At 66.2% G+C, this 15567-nt stretch carries 14 protein-coding genes; 1 reads left to right on the plus strand and 13 read right to left on the minus strand.

The window, feature by feature from the left end; all coding sequences use genetic code 11:
* Nucleotides 1–318: 318 nt before the first annotated feature.
* The 11 genes from NFH98_RS08200 to NFH98_RS08250 all read right to left on the minus strand — a co-directional run bounded on the left by NFH98_RS08200 (nucleotide 319) and on the right by NFH98_RS08250 (nucleotide 11040).
* The gene (locus NFH98_RS08200; protein WP_157033145.1) at nucleotides 319–489 is read right to left on the minus strand and encodes a hypothetical protein; all 171 of its coding nucleotides are present in this window, start codon (nucleotides 487–489) and stop codon (nucleotides 319–321) included.
* A 17-nt stretch (nucleotides 490–506) separates the two neighbouring features.
* Complete coding sequence (locus tag NFH98_RS08205) at nucleotides 507–716, minus strand: hypothetical protein (RefSeq protein ID WP_349622490.1); 210 nt, start codon at nucleotides 714–716, stop codon at nucleotides 507–509.
* A gap of 145 nt (nucleotides 717–861) precedes the next feature.
* The gene (locus NFH98_RS08210; RefSeq protein WP_286984928.1) at nucleotides 862–1776 is read right to left on the minus strand and encodes a hydroxymethylglutaryl-CoA lyase; all 915 of its coding nucleotides are present in this window, start codon (nucleotides 1774–1776) and stop codon (nucleotides 862–864) included.
* A complete protein-coding gene (locus NFH98_RS08215) occupies nucleotides 1776–3926 on the minus strand; it encodes an acetyl/propionyl/methylcrotonyl-CoA carboxylase subunit alpha (RefSeq protein WP_222517015.1) in 2151 nt (716 codons plus the stop codon). The genes NFH98_RS08210 and NFH98_RS08215 overlap by 1 nt, the downstream gene beginning before the upstream one ends.
* A complete protein-coding gene (locus tag NFH98_RS08220; RefSeq protein WP_222517016.1) occupies nucleotides 3923–4789 on the minus strand; it encodes an enoyl-CoA hydratase-related protein in 867 nt (288 codons plus the stop codon). Before NFH98_RS08220 ends, NFH98_RS08215 begins: the two co-directional genes overlap by 4 nt.
* Nucleotides 4790–4809: 20 nt before the next feature.
* A complete protein-coding gene (locus NFH98_RS08225) occupies nucleotides 4810–6417 on the minus strand; it encodes a carboxyl transferase domain-containing protein (RefSeq protein ID WP_349622491.1) in 1608 nt (535 codons plus the stop codon).
* 12 nt (nucleotides 6418–6429) lie between these two features.
* Nucleotides 6430–7599: an isovaleryl-CoA dehydrogenase gene (locus NFH98_RS08230; protein WP_045994997.1), complete on the minus strand. Its 1170-nt coding sequence runs from the start codon at nucleotides 7597–7599 to the stop codon at nucleotides 6430–6432.
* Nucleotides 7600–8044: 445 nt separating this feature from the next.
* The gene (locus NFH98_RS08235) at nucleotides 8045–8548 is read right to left on the minus strand and encodes a cupin domain-containing protein (RefSeq protein WP_349622492.1); all 504 of its coding nucleotides are present in this window, start codon (nucleotides 8546–8548) and stop codon (nucleotides 8045–8047) included.
* 172 nt (nucleotides 8549–8720) lie between these two features.
* Complete coding sequence (locus NFH98_RS08240; protein WP_349622493.1) at nucleotides 8721–9569, minus strand: ABC transporter substrate-binding protein; 849 nt, start codon at nucleotides 9567–9569, stop codon at nucleotides 8721–8723.
* A gap of 50 nt (nucleotides 9570–9619) precedes the next feature.
* Entirely contained in the window at nucleotides 9620–10345 is a 726-nt protein-coding gene (locus NFH98_RS08245) for an ABC transporter ATP-binding protein (protein WP_045994994.1), read from the minus strand.
* Nucleotides 10342–11040, minus strand: coding sequence for an ABC transporter permease (locus NFH98_RS08250; RefSeq protein ID WP_108132752.1), 699 nt, complete (start codon nucleotides 11038–11040; stop codon nucleotides 10342–10344). Before NFH98_RS08250 ends, NFH98_RS08245 begins: the two co-directional genes overlap by 4 nt.
* A 157-nt stretch (nucleotides 11041–11197) precedes the next feature.
* Here NFH98_RS08250 and NFH98_RS08255 point away from each other — a divergent pair, with 157 nt between their 5' ends.
* Complete coding sequence (locus tag NFH98_RS08255) at nucleotides 11198–12088, plus strand: substrate-binding domain-containing protein (protein ID WP_349622494.1); 891 nt, start codon at nucleotides 11198–11200, stop codon at nucleotides 12086–12088.
* Between the two features lie 230 nt (nucleotides 12089–12318).
* Here the strand turns inward: NFH98_RS08255 and NFH98_RS08260 are convergent, their stop codons facing one another.
* Both NFH98_RS08260 and NFH98_RS08265 read right to left on the minus strand, forming a co-directional pair.
* Entirely contained in the window at nucleotides 12319–13635 is a 1317-nt protein-coding gene (locus NFH98_RS08260) for an HlyD family type I secretion periplasmic adaptor subunit (RefSeq protein WP_349622495.1), read from the minus strand.
* Entirely contained in the window at nucleotides 13632–15404 is a 1773-nt protein-coding gene (locus NFH98_RS08265) for a type I secretion system permease/ATPase (protein WP_108447747.1), read from the minus strand. Before NFH98_RS08265 ends, NFH98_RS08260 begins: the two co-directional genes overlap by 4 nt.
* Nucleotides 15405–15567: the final 163 nt, after the last annotated feature.

Consider the following 15567-nt stretch of genomic DNA (forward strand, 5'->3'; position numbering starts at 1 on the left):
CAACCAGGCTGGCTACGCAACGTCGAGCGCGAAACGTCAGGCACGACAAGTCAGGCGCGCAAAGTCGGCAAGCGATGCCATCTAACGCTAGGCGGCGCCCGCTGCATTCACAACCAACCCTGTAAACGCTTGCGACCCGATCGGCACAGTTGCCCGGAGACTCAGGGGCCCGCGCCACGCAGGCATTGAAGGAGCCTTCGTACTACCGAGGGCGGGGAAGTGTTTGCCCTGCTTGTTCTGTTCGTGACGAATGAAGCAATCGGAAGCGATGCCATGGTGGCGGGAGGAGGAGGCGTTGCAGATAAAGTCCGGTTGCCATCAGCTGGCGAACAGCAAGGCGACCACCGCGACAATAAGAATGCCGAACTGCGCGGCACGAATGTAGAGCGACCAGCCATGGTAGAGGCTGATACGGATGCGTTCGGCAGGGCTTTCGGTGAGGTAGATATAGCCACACACCAGCACGGGAAAGATGAGCAGCCCGATCATGGTGGGCGGCTACGCTGCTACTGGGTATCGTGGGAAGCCAGGGGGAAGCTCTGGTCGATGCGTTGGCGCTCGAGCTCGGCGGCGTCCTTGCTGGCGTACCTGCGCACCACCACGGTACCCGAGGCAGTGATATCCACGTCATCCCAGCCTGCCGTCTCTGCCGCCTCGGTAGATTGCTGCAGCTGCTGCTGAATCTGCTCGAGAATGCGTTGGCCCTGTGCGCTCATGTCCTGTTCCTCTCATGGACTGACACTGAGAATAGCACGATGCGATGTATGTCGCGGGATGGAAAGGAAGCGGAAGAGAGAGGGAAGGGAGGGAAGAATCGCTCAGGCCCTGTTTCTCGCTTTCCTCCTTCCCCCTCGGCATTGGTCAGCCCTTGGCAACCACCGCCACACCGGCCTTGGAGCGATTGGGACGCCCGATGGCGCGGGTGATCCAGTCGCCCACGGCGGCGATGCGCTCGAGGTCCACCGTGGTTTCGATGCCCAGGCCTTCAAGCAGGTAGACCACGTCCTCGGTGGCGACATTGCCGCTGGCGCCCTTGGCGTAGGGGCAGCCCCCGAGGCCAGCCACCGAGCTGTCGATCACCTGGACGCCGTCCTCGAGCACCGCGGCCAGATTGGCCAGCGCCTGGCCATAGGTGTCGTGGAAGTGGGCGGCCAGACGCTCGACCGGAACGTCACGGGCCACCGCCTCGAGCATGCGCCGGGCCTTGATTGGGGTACCGGTGCCGATGGTGTCGCCCAGTGACACCTCGTAGCAGCCCATCTCGTCCAGCGCCCGGGCGACCGCCGCCACCTGTTCTGGCGCGATCTCGCCTTCGTAGGGGCAGCCGAGCACGCAGGAAACATAGCCGCGCACCTGGATCCCCTGATCGCGGGCGCGTTCCACCACCGGGGCGAAGCGCTCGAGCGACTCGGCGATGGAGCAGTTGATGTTCTTTTGCGAGAACGACTCCGAGGCCGCGCCGAACACCGCCACCTCATCGACGCCGCACTCGATGGCCGCCTCCAGTCCCTTGAGGTTGGGAGTCAGCGCCGAATAGCGCACCCCTGGCTGGCCTTTGCCCTCTCGCATCAGGGCGGTCATCACCTCGCGGTGGTCGGCCATCTGTGGCACCCATTTGGGCGACACGAAGCTGGCCGCCTCGATATGGCGGTGGCCGGCCTTGGCCAGGCGTTCGACCAGTTCGAGCTTGGTCGCCGTGGTGATCGGGTCCGGCTCGTTCTGCAGGCCGTCGCGAGGCCCGACTTCGACGATGCGAACGCTGGCGGGAAGGGCCATCAGCGGGACTCCTTTTGCTCGGTTTCGGGCTGTGTCTCTGACTGCGCCTCTGTTGACGACGCGCCGGCGTCGAACTCCAGCAGCACGTCGCCCTGGCCGACGGTGTCGCCGGCGGCGAAGTGGAAGCTGGCCACGGCGCCGTCGGCCGGGGCGGTGAGGGTGTGCTCCATCTTCATCGCTTCCATCACCATCAGGGCGTCACCCTTGGCAACGGCAGCACCGGGCGCAACCAGCAGCGCCACCACGGTACCGTGCATGGGCGCGGTCAGAGTCGACTCGACCTCGTGCTGGCCGTGGTCGATGGCGTCGATACGCCGCCAGTAGAGGCGGACCTCGCCCTCGGGGCTCGACAGCACGATCTCGTTGCGCTCCTTGCCTTCGCCCACCAGGCGCGCCTGCAGGCGGCGGCGGTGGCCGTCCAGGGTGATCGCCACGGCGTCGCCGGGCAGATCGGTGAGGCTCGCCGATACCTGCTGAACCTCGTCGCGATTGGCCCCGCTGATGCTGAGCTGCCAGGCGTCGTCGCTGGCCCCATGACGTCCCTCGACCAGCGCCAGGCTGGCAGGCTCGGCGTCCAGCGCCTCGCGCGGGTCGCACAGGGCGATACGAATCTGGCGCGGGCCGTTCAGGCGAAAGCCGTCGTGGCGGTCCCAGGGCGAGTCGCTCTCGCACTCCCGAGACAGCTGATGCAGCGCCACCAGAGCGGCGCTGGCCAGGCTGTCCTGGTCGAGGCCGCGGGAGGCGAACAGGCTGTCCTCGTGGCGCTCGATAAAGCGGGTATCGAGGTTGGCCGCCTGGAAGTCCGGGTGGGTGGCCAGGCGCTGCAGGAAGCCGCGGTTGGTGACCACACCACGCACGTCCAGCGCCGCCAGGGCGCGGTTCAGGGTCGCCAGCGCCGAGGCGCGGTCGGGGCCGTGGGTGATCAGCTTGGCCAGCATGGGGTCGTAGTGCATCGACACCATGTCACCGCTTTCGACCCCGCTGTCCAGGCGCACCCTGGCCGGGTCCAGCGAGGCGCCCTCGAGGTCCAGCGAAAAGTGGCTGAGCAGGCCGGTGGCGGGCAGGAAGTCCTGGTCGGCGTCCTCGGCGTAAAGCCGCGCCTCGAAGCTGTGGCCATTGATGGTCAGCTCATCCTGGCTCAGCGGCAGGCGCTCGCCCATGGCCACGCGCAGCTGCCACTCGACCAGGTCCTGCCCGGTGATCATCTCGGTGACAGGGTGTTCCACCTGCAGGCGGGTGTTCATCTCCATGAAATAGAAGGAGCCGTCCTGCCCCGGTGAGGCGTCGAGCAGAAACTCCACCGTGCCGGCGCCGACGTAACCGATCTCCTGGGCCGCGCGCACCGCCGCCTCGCCCATGGCCTGGCGCAGTTCCAGGGTCATGCCCGGTGCAGGGGCTTCCTCGAGCACCTTCTGGTGACGACGCTGCACGCTGCAGTCGCGCTCGAACAGGTAGACGCCGCCGCCGTGGCTGTCGCAGAACACCTGGACCTCGACGTGGCGAGGCTGGGTCAGGTACTTCTCGATCAACATGCGGTCGTCGTTGAAGGCCGCGCGGGACTCCCGTCGGCAGCCGTCCAGGGCCGCCTGGAACTCGTCGGCGTTCTCGACCACGCGCATGCCCTTGCCGCCGCCACCGGCGCTGGCCTTGAGCAGCACCGGATAGCCGATGGCGTCGGCCTCGCGCTTGAGCAGGTCGTCGTCCTGATCATCCCCGTGGTAGCCCGGCACCAGCGGGACCCCGGCGTCCATCATGCGGGCCTTGGCGGCGGACTTGTCGCCCATGGCCTTGATGCTGGAGGCGGGCGGGCCGACGAAGACGATACCGGCGTCTTCGCAGGCGCTGACGAAGGCCTCGTTTTCCGACAGGAAACCGTAGCCGGGATGGATAGCGCCGGCGCCGCTGCGGCGGGCCGCCGCGATGACCTTGTCGACATCGAGATAGCTTTCCCGGGCCGGCGCCGGACCGATGCGGATCGCCTCATCGGCTTCGCGCACGTGGCGCGCGCCTTCATCGGCGTCGGAGTACACCGCCACCGTCTTCAGGCCCATGGCCCGGGCGGTGGCCATGACACGACAGGCGATCTCGCCACGATTGGCCACCAGCAGAGTGTCGAAGCGCGGCTGGCGGTCTGACGGATTCGAGCTCATGAGGCGCTCCCTTTTTTGTTGGTGGATGAGGGGGGGCTGGCGGATGAAGGGGGGCTGGTGGAAGAGGCGGTGTCGGCCCAGGCCGGACGGCGCTTCTCGAGGAAACTCGCCAGTCCCTCCTGGCCTTCGGCGCTGGTGCGCAGTTCACTGATGACCTGACAGGTGCGCTCGCGGGTGGCGTCGCTGTCGGTGTCCCTGGCGACTTCCGCCAGCAGGCCCTTGGTGGCCCGGCTGGCCTGGGGCGAGGTGGCCAGCAGGGTGTCGAGCATCGCGTCGATGGCGGCGTCGAGTTCCTCTGCGGCGACCACCCGGTGGACCAGGTCCAGTCGCTGGGCGGTGTCGGCGTCCATGACTTCGGCGCTGAGCGCGTAGCGGCGCATCTGACGGCTGCCGATGGCGCGCTGCACGTAGGGGCTGATGACCGCCGGCGACAGGCCGATGCGCACCTCGGACAGGCAGAACTTGGCTCTGTCGGAGGCGATCACGATGTCGCAGCAGGCGGCCAGGCCTACCGCGCCACCGAAGGCCGCACCCTGGACCCGGCACACCGTCACGCAGGGCAGGCTGTCGAGGCCGTGCATCAGGCGAGACAGCTCACGCGAGTCGGCCAGGTTGTCGTCGACGCTGTAGTCGACCATGCGCTTCATCCAGTTGAGGTCGGCGCCGGCGGAGAAGCTCTTGCCCTCTGAACCCAGCACCAGCACTCGTACCTTGCCGCTGTCGGCGGCCTGGCGTACCTGATCCAGGTGGGCGTTGAGCTCGCCGATCAGGGCGTCGTCGAAGGCGTTGTGCACCTCGGGGCGGGTCAGTGTCAACCAGGCAACCCCCCGGTCGTCGATCCGTAGTTGGGACATGTCTGACATGGGATCCATCCTTGAGGGCATTACATGCGGAAGACGCCGAAGCGCGTATGTTCGATCTCGGCATTCATCGCGGCGGCCAGCGACAGGCCCAGTACATCGCGGGTCTGGGCCGGGTCGATCACGCCGTCGTCCCACAGTCGGGCGCTGGCGTAGTAGGGGTGGCCCTGGTGTTCGTACTGTTCGCGGGTCGGCTTCTTGAAGGCCTCTTCGTCCTCGGCGGACCAGGACTCGCCGGCGCGTTCGATCTGCTCGCGCTTGACCTGGGACAGCACGCCGGCGGCCTGCTCGCCGCCCATCACCGAGATGCGGGCGTTGGGCCACATGAACAAAAGGTTGGGCTCGAAGGCGCGGCCACACATGCCGTAGTTGCCGGCGCCGAAGCTGCCGCCGATCAGCACTGTGAACTTGGGTACCTTGGCGCAGGACACCGCGGTCACCAGCTTGGCGCCGTGCTTGGCGATGCCCTCGTGCTCGTACTTCGAGCCGACCATGAAGCCGGTGATGTTCTGCAGGAACACCAGCGGAATCTTGCGCTGGGCACACAGTTCGATGAAGTGGGCGCCCTTGACCGCGCTCTCCGAGAACAGCACCCCGTTGTTGGCGACGATGCCCACCGGATGACCGTGGATATGGGCGAAGCCGGTGACCAGGGTATCGCCGTAGTAGCGCTTGAACTCGTCGAAGTCGGAGCCATCGACGATCCGCGCGATGACCTCGCGCACCTCGAAGGGCTTCTTGAGGTCGGTACCGACGATACCGTAGAGCTCCTCGGGGTCGAGGCTGGGCGGGCGCGGAGCGGCCATCGCCAGCTCGCCGCGCTTCTGCCAGTTCAGGCGGGACACGCAGCGCCTGGCGATCTGCAGGGCGTGGGCGTCGTTGTCGGCGTAGTGATCGGCGACCCCGCTGATCCGGGTATGGACGTCGGCGCCGCCCAGGTCCTCGGCGCTGATGGTCTCGCCGGTCGCGGCCTTGACCAGCGGCGGGCCGCCGAGAAAGATCGTGCCCTGCTCGCGCACGATGATCGATTCATCGGCCATGGCCGGCACATAGGCGCCACCGGCGGTGCAGGAGCCCATCACCACGGCGATCTGGGGAATTCCCTCCGCCGACAGGGTGGCCTGGTTGTAGAAGATTCGGCCGAAGTGGTCGCGGTCGGGGAACACCTCGTCCTGGCGCGGCAGAAAGGCACCGCCGGAGTCGACCAGGTAGACGCAGGGCAGGCGATGCTTGCGCGCGACTTCCTGGGCGCGCAGGTGCTTCTTCACCGTCAGCGGAAAATAGGTGCCGCCCTTGACGGTGGCGTCGTTGGCAACGATCACGCACTCGACGCCCGAAACGCGGCCGATGCCGGTGACGATGCCGGCCGCCGGCACTTCGGTGTCATACACCTCATGGGCGGCCAGCGCCGACAATTCGAGGAAGGGCGAGCCCTCGTCGAGCAGGTGGTCGATGCGGTCGCGCACGAACAGCTTGCCGCGGGATTCGTGACGGCTACGGGCCTTGTCGCCACCGCCACGGCGGATGGCAGCGGTCAGTTCGGCCAGTTTGCCGACTTCGGCGCGCATGGCCGCGTCCCGGGCCTGGAAGTCCTCGGAGCGCGGGTTGATCTTGGTGTCCAGAATCGCCATGACCGGCTCCCCTTACTTAGATTCGTTGAACAGCTCACGCCCGATCAGCATGCGCCGGATCTCGCTGGTGCCGGCACCGATCTCGTAGAGCTTGGCGTCACGCAGCAGGCGCCCGGTCGGGTACTCGTTGATGTAGCCGTTGCCGCCGAGCAGCTGGATGGCGTCCAGCGCCACCTGGGTGGCCTTCTCGGCGCAGTAGAGGATCACCCCGGCGGCGTCCTTGCGCGAGGTCTGGCCGCGGTCGCAGGCGGCGGCGACGGTATAAAGGTAGGCGCGGCAGGCGTTCAGGGTGGTGTACATGTCGGCAACCTTGCCCTGGACCAGCTGGAACTCGCCGATGGACTGGTTGAACTGCTTGCGCTCGTGGATGTAGGGCACCACCACGTCCATCGCCGCCTGCATAATGCCGATGGGGCCAGCAGCCAGCACGGTGCGCTCGTAGTCCAGCCCGCTCATCAGCACGCGCACGCCCTTGCCGACCTCGCCCAGCACGTTCTCGGCGGGGACTTCGCAGTCCTCGAACACCAGTTCGCAGGTGTTGGAGCCGCGCATGCCGAGCTTGTCGAGCTTCTGGGCGGTGGAGAAGCCGGCAAAGCCCTTCTCGATAATAAAGGCCGTCATGCCCTTGGAGCCGGCGTCAGGATCGGTCTTGGCGTAGACCACCAGCACGTCGGCGTCGGGGCCGTTGGTGATCCACATCTTGTTGCCGTTGAGGATGTAGCGATCGCCGTCCTTGCGGGCGCGCAGCTTCATCGACACCACGTCGGAACCGGCGCCCGGCTCCGACATGGCCAGCGCCCCTACGTGCTCGCCGGAGATCAGCTTGGGCAGGTACTTGGCCTTCTGTTCGGCGGAGGCGTTGATCTTGAGCTGATTGACGCACAGGTTGGAGTGGGCGCCGTAGGACAGGCCCACCGAGGCGCTGGCCCGGGAGATTTCTTCCATGGCGATGCAGTGGGCCAGATAACCCATGCCGGTGCCGCCGTCCTCGTCGGACACGGTGATGCCGAGCAGGCCCATGTCGCCGAACTTCTGCCACAGGTCGGCGGGGAATTCGTTTTTCTCGTCGATCTCGCCGGCGCGGGGGGCGATCTCGTCGCGGGCGAAGGCATTGACCTGGTCGCGCAGCATGACCAGGGTTTCGTCGAGGCCGAAATCGAGAGGCGTGTAGGGGCTGAACATGATGGGCTCCGGGGCATCCTTGATGGTCGATACGGCGCCAGGAGGGGGCCGGACCATCTTTATTGATGGTGTTGGTGACGAGGTGAAACGGCACCGCAGGCGGTGAGCGTTCACGGGATGACAAGAAGACTAGGCAAGGTTTACGTTAACGTAAAGTGCAGCTTGTGATGCTTGCGACCAAAGTTGGTAGATAAGTGCGGGTAGTCGAGCGGCAGGCGCCCGGCAGTGGGTCGCCACCAGAAGCGCCAGACGACGCCTTCGGGCCAGGGCGATGGGGTGAACAGGGTGGCCGTGCGGTTCAGATCGAGATCAGGATAATGGCAGTGGTTCAATGCCAGGCCAGATTCAGGGACGAGACCGGCAACGTCTGAGAAAGCGCGCCTGTCACAAGGCATGGAGCGACACGGCGAGGGTGAGTCGTCTGCCTCCAGGCACGCCCGTCCCATCAACCTTCGTCCTGCCAGTAGTCCACCGCGTTCTGGCGCATGCCGTAGTGTTCGAAGCTGCGCTCGGCCTTGTCGCCGCCCGGAGCGCTGCCGGCCAGTACACCAAACTTGCCTGAGTCGGGATACTCCATCACGTCCGGAGCGTTCATGCTGCTGATACACAGGTAGGTCAGGGGTTCGTCGGAGTCGTTGATGATCTGGTGGGCGCAGTCGGCGTCGCCGGCGGGGGCCGCGATCAGCTCCCCCTCGACGATGGGGTAGCGTTTCTCACCCAGACGCACGCTGCCCTTGCCCTTGAGCACGATGAACATCTCGTCATTGTTGTGATGGAAGTGGAAAGGCCAGGCGTGGCAGCCAGGTGCCAGGGTGACTCGGCGACAGCCGAGGTCGCGCATGCCCAGCACCGGCGTCAGGTTGATGATCTTGGCATCGACCTTGTCGCCGTGCTGGTGGTCCTGGCGGGGGATCGGGCAGTGGCACAGAGAGAGGATGCGAGCTCGCATTGAGGGTCCTTGTCGGTCATGGGGACGAACGAAGCACGCCGATCGCGTGCCTTCGCCCGTCTCGCGTCAATCCTCGTATCAGCCTAGACCGAGATATATGACCCTGCTACGACCCCGGTCAGTTGACGTTGCTGCCTCGGGCGCGGCCGCCGGCTTCAGCGCAAGCCAGCGATTACTCGCCGTCGGCGTTGGGAAAGAACAGCTGCTGTCCCTTGACCTCGAAGTCGCCGATGGCCTGCTGGCCCGCCTCGGACAACAGCCAGTCGTGCCACTGGGCGGCCAGGTCGTGCTTGAGCTCCGGATGGAGCTCGGGTGACAGCTTGAGGCTGCCGTACTGGTTGAACAGCACCTCGTCCCCTTCGAACAGCAGCTCGAGATCCTGACGGTTGTCGAAGGCCACCCAGGTGGCACGATCCGACATCACGTAGGCACCCATGCCCGCCGCGGTGTTGAGGGTGGCCCCCATGCCGCTGCCCAGTTCACGGTACCAGTCGCCGCCGGGTTCGACCCCCGCCGACTCCCACAGCCGCAGCTCCGCCCGGTTGGTGCCGCTGTCGTCGCCACGGGAGGTGAAGGGCGACGCGTTGTCTGCGATCAGGTTGAGCGCCTCGGCGGCGCTCTCGGCGTCACGGATGCCTGCGGGATCCTCGGCCGGGCCGATCAGCACGAAGTCGTTGTACATGACGTCGGCGCGCTCGGTGGCGTAGCCGTCCGCCACGAAGGCTTCCTCGCCGGCGGTGTCGTGCACCAGCAGGCTGTCGGCGTCCCCGCGCCTGGCGATCTCGAAGGCCTGTCCGGTGCCCACGGCGACCACACGGACGTCGATGCCGGAGTCCTCGGTAAAGCTCGGGATGATGGCGTCGAACAGCCCCGAGTTCTGGGTCGAGGTGGTCGAGGCCAGGGTGATAAAAGGGGGCTCATCCTCGGCCTGGGCACTGGTGGCGCACACCGCCAGACCGGCGACCAGCAGGGCGCCGGAGAGCAGAGCACTGGCAGGAGTGGAGTCTGGATATCTTGTCATGGGGGCCTTCCTTGCGTGGGTTGATCGGACTTCTGGATGGGGCAGGCCGCTCAATCGAGCAGCTCGCCGTGGACAAAGGCGTGGCCCTCGGCGGTGACCGGGGCGTCGAAGAAGGTCGCCGCCGGGCTCTGTTCGACCAGCCTGCCGTGGTGCAGCAAGATCACCTCGTCGGCCAGTCGGCGCGCCTGATGAAGGTCATGGCTGGTCATCACGATGCGTACCCCCTGGCGGTGAAAGTCGCCGATGGCGGCCTCCACGGCGCGAATGGCGGCGGGATCCAGGGCCGAGGTGGGCTCATCGAGAAACAGCACCTCGGGCGACAGCAGCCAGGCCCGGGCCAGCGCCAGGCGCTGCTGTTCGCCGCCGGACAGCACCCTGGCCGGTCGCCGGGCAAGTGCCTCCAGACCAAACCGCGCCAGCGCCTCCCTGGCCCGTTCGCGACGCTGACGCCGCGGCACCCGCTGCACCGCCAGGGCATACTCGAGGTTGGCCAGGGCCGAGCGTCTGAGCAGCACCGGGCGCTGGAACACCATGGCCTGGCGTGGCGCCGCGCCTTCCCACACCAGGCGACCCGACGTCGGCTGCAGCAGACCATGGGCCAGGCGCATCAGCAGGCTCTTGCCGGCGCCGTTGGGCCCCATGATCAGGGTACGGCGATGGCCCTCCAGGTTCAGCGACAGCGGCCCCAGCAGCGTCTGCCCCCGGGACGCGTAGCTGACGCGATCGAAGTTCAGGCGTGGCGTCGTGGCTGGCACCGAAAGGGTCAGATGGGTCATCCGAGCTGCCTCCGCGTCGCTTCGCCCAGCAGATGTGCCAATGCATTGATTACCCCCACCAGTGTCAGCAACACGATACCCAGGCCCAGCGCCAGGGGCAGGTTGCCCTTGCTGGTCTCCAGCACGATGGCCGTCGTCATGACCCGGGTGACGCCATCGATGTTGCCGCCGACTATCATCACCGCCCCGACCTCGGCGCTGGCGCGGCCAAAGCCGGCCAGCACCACAGTGATCAGCGACAGCCTGGCGTCCCACAGCAAGGTCGGAATACGGCGCCGCCGAGAAACCCCGATGGAGGCGAGCTGTTCGGCGTACTCGCCGTGGAGCTCCTCGACCTTCTGACGGGTCAGGGCCGCCAGGATCGGCAGCACCAGGATGACCTGGGCCACGACCATGGCGGTGGGGGTAAACAGCAGCCCTAGTGAACCCAGCGGCCCTGCCCGGGACAGCAATAGATAGACGGCGAGCCCCGCCACCACCGGCGGCAGGCCCATCAGGGCATTGAGGGTGACGATAAGAGGGGCTCGGCCTGGAAAGCGAAACAGCGCCAGCGCCGCCCCCAATGGAAAGGCCAGCAGGGCAGCGATGGCGACAGCGGTCAGCGAGATCTTCAGCGATAGCCCGACGATGTCGAGCAGGTCGGCGTCCAGACCGATGACGAGTTCAAGGGCAGTAAGGAAGGCAGAGTCGGTCATCGTGTCTCGGTCGATTTGGGGCGTCGGGTGCTTGCCGTTTTCCGGTCTACCGGCATGATGTGATGATCTACTGCGGCGCGCACCCCATGGCCGTAAAATATGCAGCCATAGACCACTTGCTGCAAAGTGGTCCTCTACACCTTTTGGAGGTAACCCGATGGTCGACCCCGTCCTGCCTCGCTACCTCACCACCGCAGAGGTGGCCGACTATCTGCGGTTGAAGCCACGCAAGGTCTACGATCTGGTCCGCCAGGGGCAGATTCCCTGCACCCGTGCCACCGGCAAACTGCTGTTTCCACGTCACGCCATCGACCTGTGGCTGATGAATCACCTGGAGGGGGATCAGTCTTCCGCGACCGAGCCGCTCGAGGTGATGGCCGGCAGTCAGGATCCGCTGCTGGACTGGGCGATGCGCGAGAGCGGCTGTGGCCTGGCGAGCCTTTGCCTGGGTAGCGGCGACGGTATCCAGCGGCTGATGGCGGGCAAGGCCATGGTGGTGGGTGCTCATCTGCTGGACGGGGCGGGGCGCTACAATGTGCCCTCGGAGCTTGGCCTCGGTGGCATGCGGGACCTGGTGGTGGTGCACTGGGCCAGACGTACCCAGGGGCTGATGCTGGCGCCGGGCAACCCGCTTGGCCTCGAAGGCCTGGGTGACCTGGCAAGGCCGGGGCTACGTGTCGGTCGGCGACCCGAGGGTGCCGGCGCCCACCGCTTGCTGGGTTGGCTGCTGGAGCGGCAGGGTATCGAGATTGAGCGGCTGGATATGGTGGAGCATCCGGCGACAAGCGAGGACGACCTGGCGCTTGCCGTTGCCCAGGGCAGGGCGGATGTAGGGCTTGGAGTGGAGGCCGCAGCAAGGCGCCAGGGGCTTCATTTCCTGCCCCTGCATCAGGAGTCCTTCGACCTGCTGTTGCGGCGACGCAGCTATTTCAGCGATGCCCTGCAGCGGCTGTTCGCCTTCGCCCGGGGTGAGCGTTTACGCGACCAGGCGGAAAGCCTTGGCGGCTACGAGGTGTCGCGGATCGGGACGATTCGCTTCAACGCCTGATGCGAGGTCGGTGATCCTTGGTGTTCCGCCTTTCACGCGCGCAAGGGTGTCGCGGAGGGCCGATGATCCTTGGTGTTCCGCCTTTCACGCGCGCAAGGGTGTCGCGGAGGGCCGGTGATCCTCGGTGTTCCGCCTTTCACGCGCGCAAGGGTGTCGCGGAGGGCCGGTGATCCTCGGTGTTCCGCCTTTCACGCGCGCAAGGGTGTCGCGTGAAAAGGCGGTCTCCCTTCTTACTCCTCCCGCATCGCCCGTGCCAGCATGTCCACGATCGGTTTCGCCACATAGCTGGCGAAGCTTCTTTCGCTGGTGCGGATCATCACCTCTGCCGGCATGCCGGCCATCAGCCGCATATTCTCGGTCATGTCCTTCTCGCCGAGTTCGGTGACCTGGATGCGTACCTTGTAGTAGCGCTGGCGCGTCGCCTCGTCCTCGAAACTGTTGGCGCTGACGTGGACGACCTCACCGTCGATGACGTTGGACAGCCGCTGGTTGAAGGCGCTGAAGCGGATTTCCGCCGGTTGGCCAAGGTACAGATGGTCGACGTCGTGGTTGGCCACCTTGGCCTCGACGATAAAGCCGTCGCCCATGGGCACCAGGTCCATCAGCGGGTCGCCGCCGCGCACCACCGCGCCCAGGGTATGCACCTTGAGCCCGACCACGGTGCCCGCTACCGGGGCGGTGATCTCGGTGCGCTTCAAGGTATCGTTCAGCGCCACCAGGCGTTCTTCAGCGTCCGCCACCTCGGCCTGCACCTGGCGCAACGCCTCGCCGACCTGCTGCTGAAACTCCTGCAGGCGTATCTGCTTGTTCAGGGTGTTCTCGCTGATCTGGGCCCTGAGCCTGGCCACCTCGGAGACGTGACGAGCGTTGTCGCTCTGGTACTCCAGGCTCTCGCGCTCCATCTCGCGCATGCGCTGGCTGCTGATCAAGCCATCACGAAACAGCTTGCGATGGTTGGCGACATCGCCGTTGAGGGAGTCGATTCGCCGCTGGGTGATGACCTGGGTCTCCTCGAGTCCGGTGATCTGCTCCTCGAGCTGGAGAATCTGCTGGTCGAGTGCGGCCAGGGTGCCCTCCAGCGAGTCGCGGCGTACCTCGAACAGCCGTCGTTGAACCTCCAGCACCGCCTGTACCCGGGCGTTGTCCGAATCGATCAGGGCCTGGGGGAAGACCAGCGTTTCGGCGCCGGACTGTTCGGCCAGCAGGCGTACTTCGCTGGCGCGGGCGATCAGGTACTCGGTCTCGACGATACGACTCTGGGCCATCGCCTGGGTGTCATCCAGGGTGATCAGCGGTGCGCCGGCCTCGACCTGGCTGCCATCCTCGACGTGGATCTGCTCGACGATGCCACCCTCGAGATGCTGCACCGTCTTGGTGAAGCTCTCTACCGACACCGAGCCTGGAGCCACCACCGAGACCGCCAGGCTGGCCATCACCGACCAGCTGCCGAAGCCGCCGAAGGCGACCAGCAGGATGATCAGGCCCATGCGCCGATAGCGAGTGTCCTGCAGCGGCAGGTCGTCCTGGGAAGGGGAGGGGCTGTTCATGATGAGGTCTCCTCACCGCCGCTGCGGCGGTTGACGGGGGAGCGCCCCCGGGCGCTGGGGTGCAGGGTGGTGACGCCGGGCGAGCGCCGTCCAGCGGTGGCCACGGCGGCCGCCGGCGTGTTGCGGCGGGGCGGCGTCAGCGAGGCGATCTGGCCGTCCTTGAGTACCAGGATACGATCGACGTTGCTCAGCAGGCGTTGGCGATGGGTGATCACCAGCGCGGTGGTGCCCTGCTGGCGCAGCTGGAGCAGGCACTCGGCCAGGGCGGCCTCACCGGCATCGTCCAGATTGGCGTCGGGTTCATCCAGCACGATCAGCGCGGGGTCGCCGTAGAGCGCTCGGGCCAGGCCGATACGCTGGCGCTGACCGGCAGACAGCGCGGTGCCGCCGTGATCCAGATAGGTGTCATAGCCTTCGGGCAGCTTCAGCACCAGTTCATGCACGCCGGCACGGCGGGCGGCACGTACGACCTGCTCGGGGTCGACCTCCTGGAAGCGGGCGATGTTCTCGGCCACGCTGCCGTCGAACAGCTCGATGTCCTGGGGCAGATAGCCGAGGTAGGGGCCCAGCGCAGTGCGATCCCACTTGTTGATATCGGCGCCATCCAGGCGCACACAGCCAAGCTGAGCCGGCCATAGCCCGAGCACCACCCGGGCAAGGCTCGACTTGCCCGAGGCGCTGGGGCCGACCACGGCCAGGTGTTCGCCCTTGGCAAGCTTGAGGTCGATGTTGGTCAGGGTCGGCAGGCGCACGCCGGGAGGCGCGGCGCTGACACCTTCCAGGCTGAGCTGACCCCGGGGCCGGGGCAGCGGCATGGTCGGCGGATCGGCGGGCACCTCGTCGAGCAACGCCTCGAGTCGTCCCTTGGCCGTGCGTGCCCCGGAAAAGCCCTTCCAGCCGTTGATCATCTGGTCGATGGGGGCGAGGGCGCGGCCCATCAGGATCGAACCGGCGATCATCATGCCAGGGGTCAGCTCGCCCCTGAGCACCAGAAAGGCACCGATGCCCAGGATCAGCGACTGGAACATCAGCCGCAGCACCTTGGAGGTATTGGTCAGCAGGCCCGAACGATCGCTGGCCTGGGATTGCAGCACCAGGTATTCACGATGGCGCGCCGCCCAGCGGCCCTGGATCCCGGGCAGCATGCCCATGGCGTGCAGCACCTCGGCGTTGCGCAGGTTGCTGTTGGCCAGGTCCTGGGACTGCACGTGGCGACCGTTGGCCTCGGTCAGCAGTTGCTTGGTCATACGCTCGTTGATGACCGCGATGGTGGCCAGGATCACGCCGGCGCCCAGGGCAAACAGCCCAAACCACGGATGAAAGAGTGCCAGCACCCCGATGTAGACCGGTACCCAGGGCGCATCGAAGAAGGCAAACAGGCCGTTGCCGGAGAGGAACTGACGCAGGCTGGTCAGGTCGTTGAGCGGTTGGGCGGAGGGCTTGCCGGGACTCGACAGGGTGCGCTTGAACATGGCGCTGTAGAGCCGGGGACTGATCAGCGCATCGAGGCGATTGCCGACCCGGACCAGGATGCGTGAGCGCATCAGCTCGAGCCCACCCATCACCAGAAACAGGAACACCACCACCAGAGTCAGCATCCACAGGGTTTCCTGGCTGCGGGTGGTCAGCACCCGGTCATACACCTGCAGCATATAGAGTGGCGGCACCAGCATCAGCAGGTTGATGAACAGGCTGAACAGGGCCACATAGCCAAAGCTGCGCCGGCAGAAGGCCAGCACCTTGCGCAGATCGTTGTGTTCCGCAGACATCTTCCCTCTCCCCCTGGACGTTACGTCATTTTTCTTGTTTGGCGAACATTACGCCGTTTTTTTAGAAAATCGGTCGGGCCATTTGCCTATAGATGGTCAATGTCGTGGGTCAACGCGGGCGTCGAATGACTAAAGATGTTATGCGGATTTTTCTACCTTGCAA

Source organism: Halomonas sp. H33-56 (assembly GCF_040147035.1).
Lineage (GTDB): Bacteria > Pseudomonadota > Gammaproteobacteria > Pseudomonadales > Halomonadaceae > Halomonas > Halomonas litopenaei.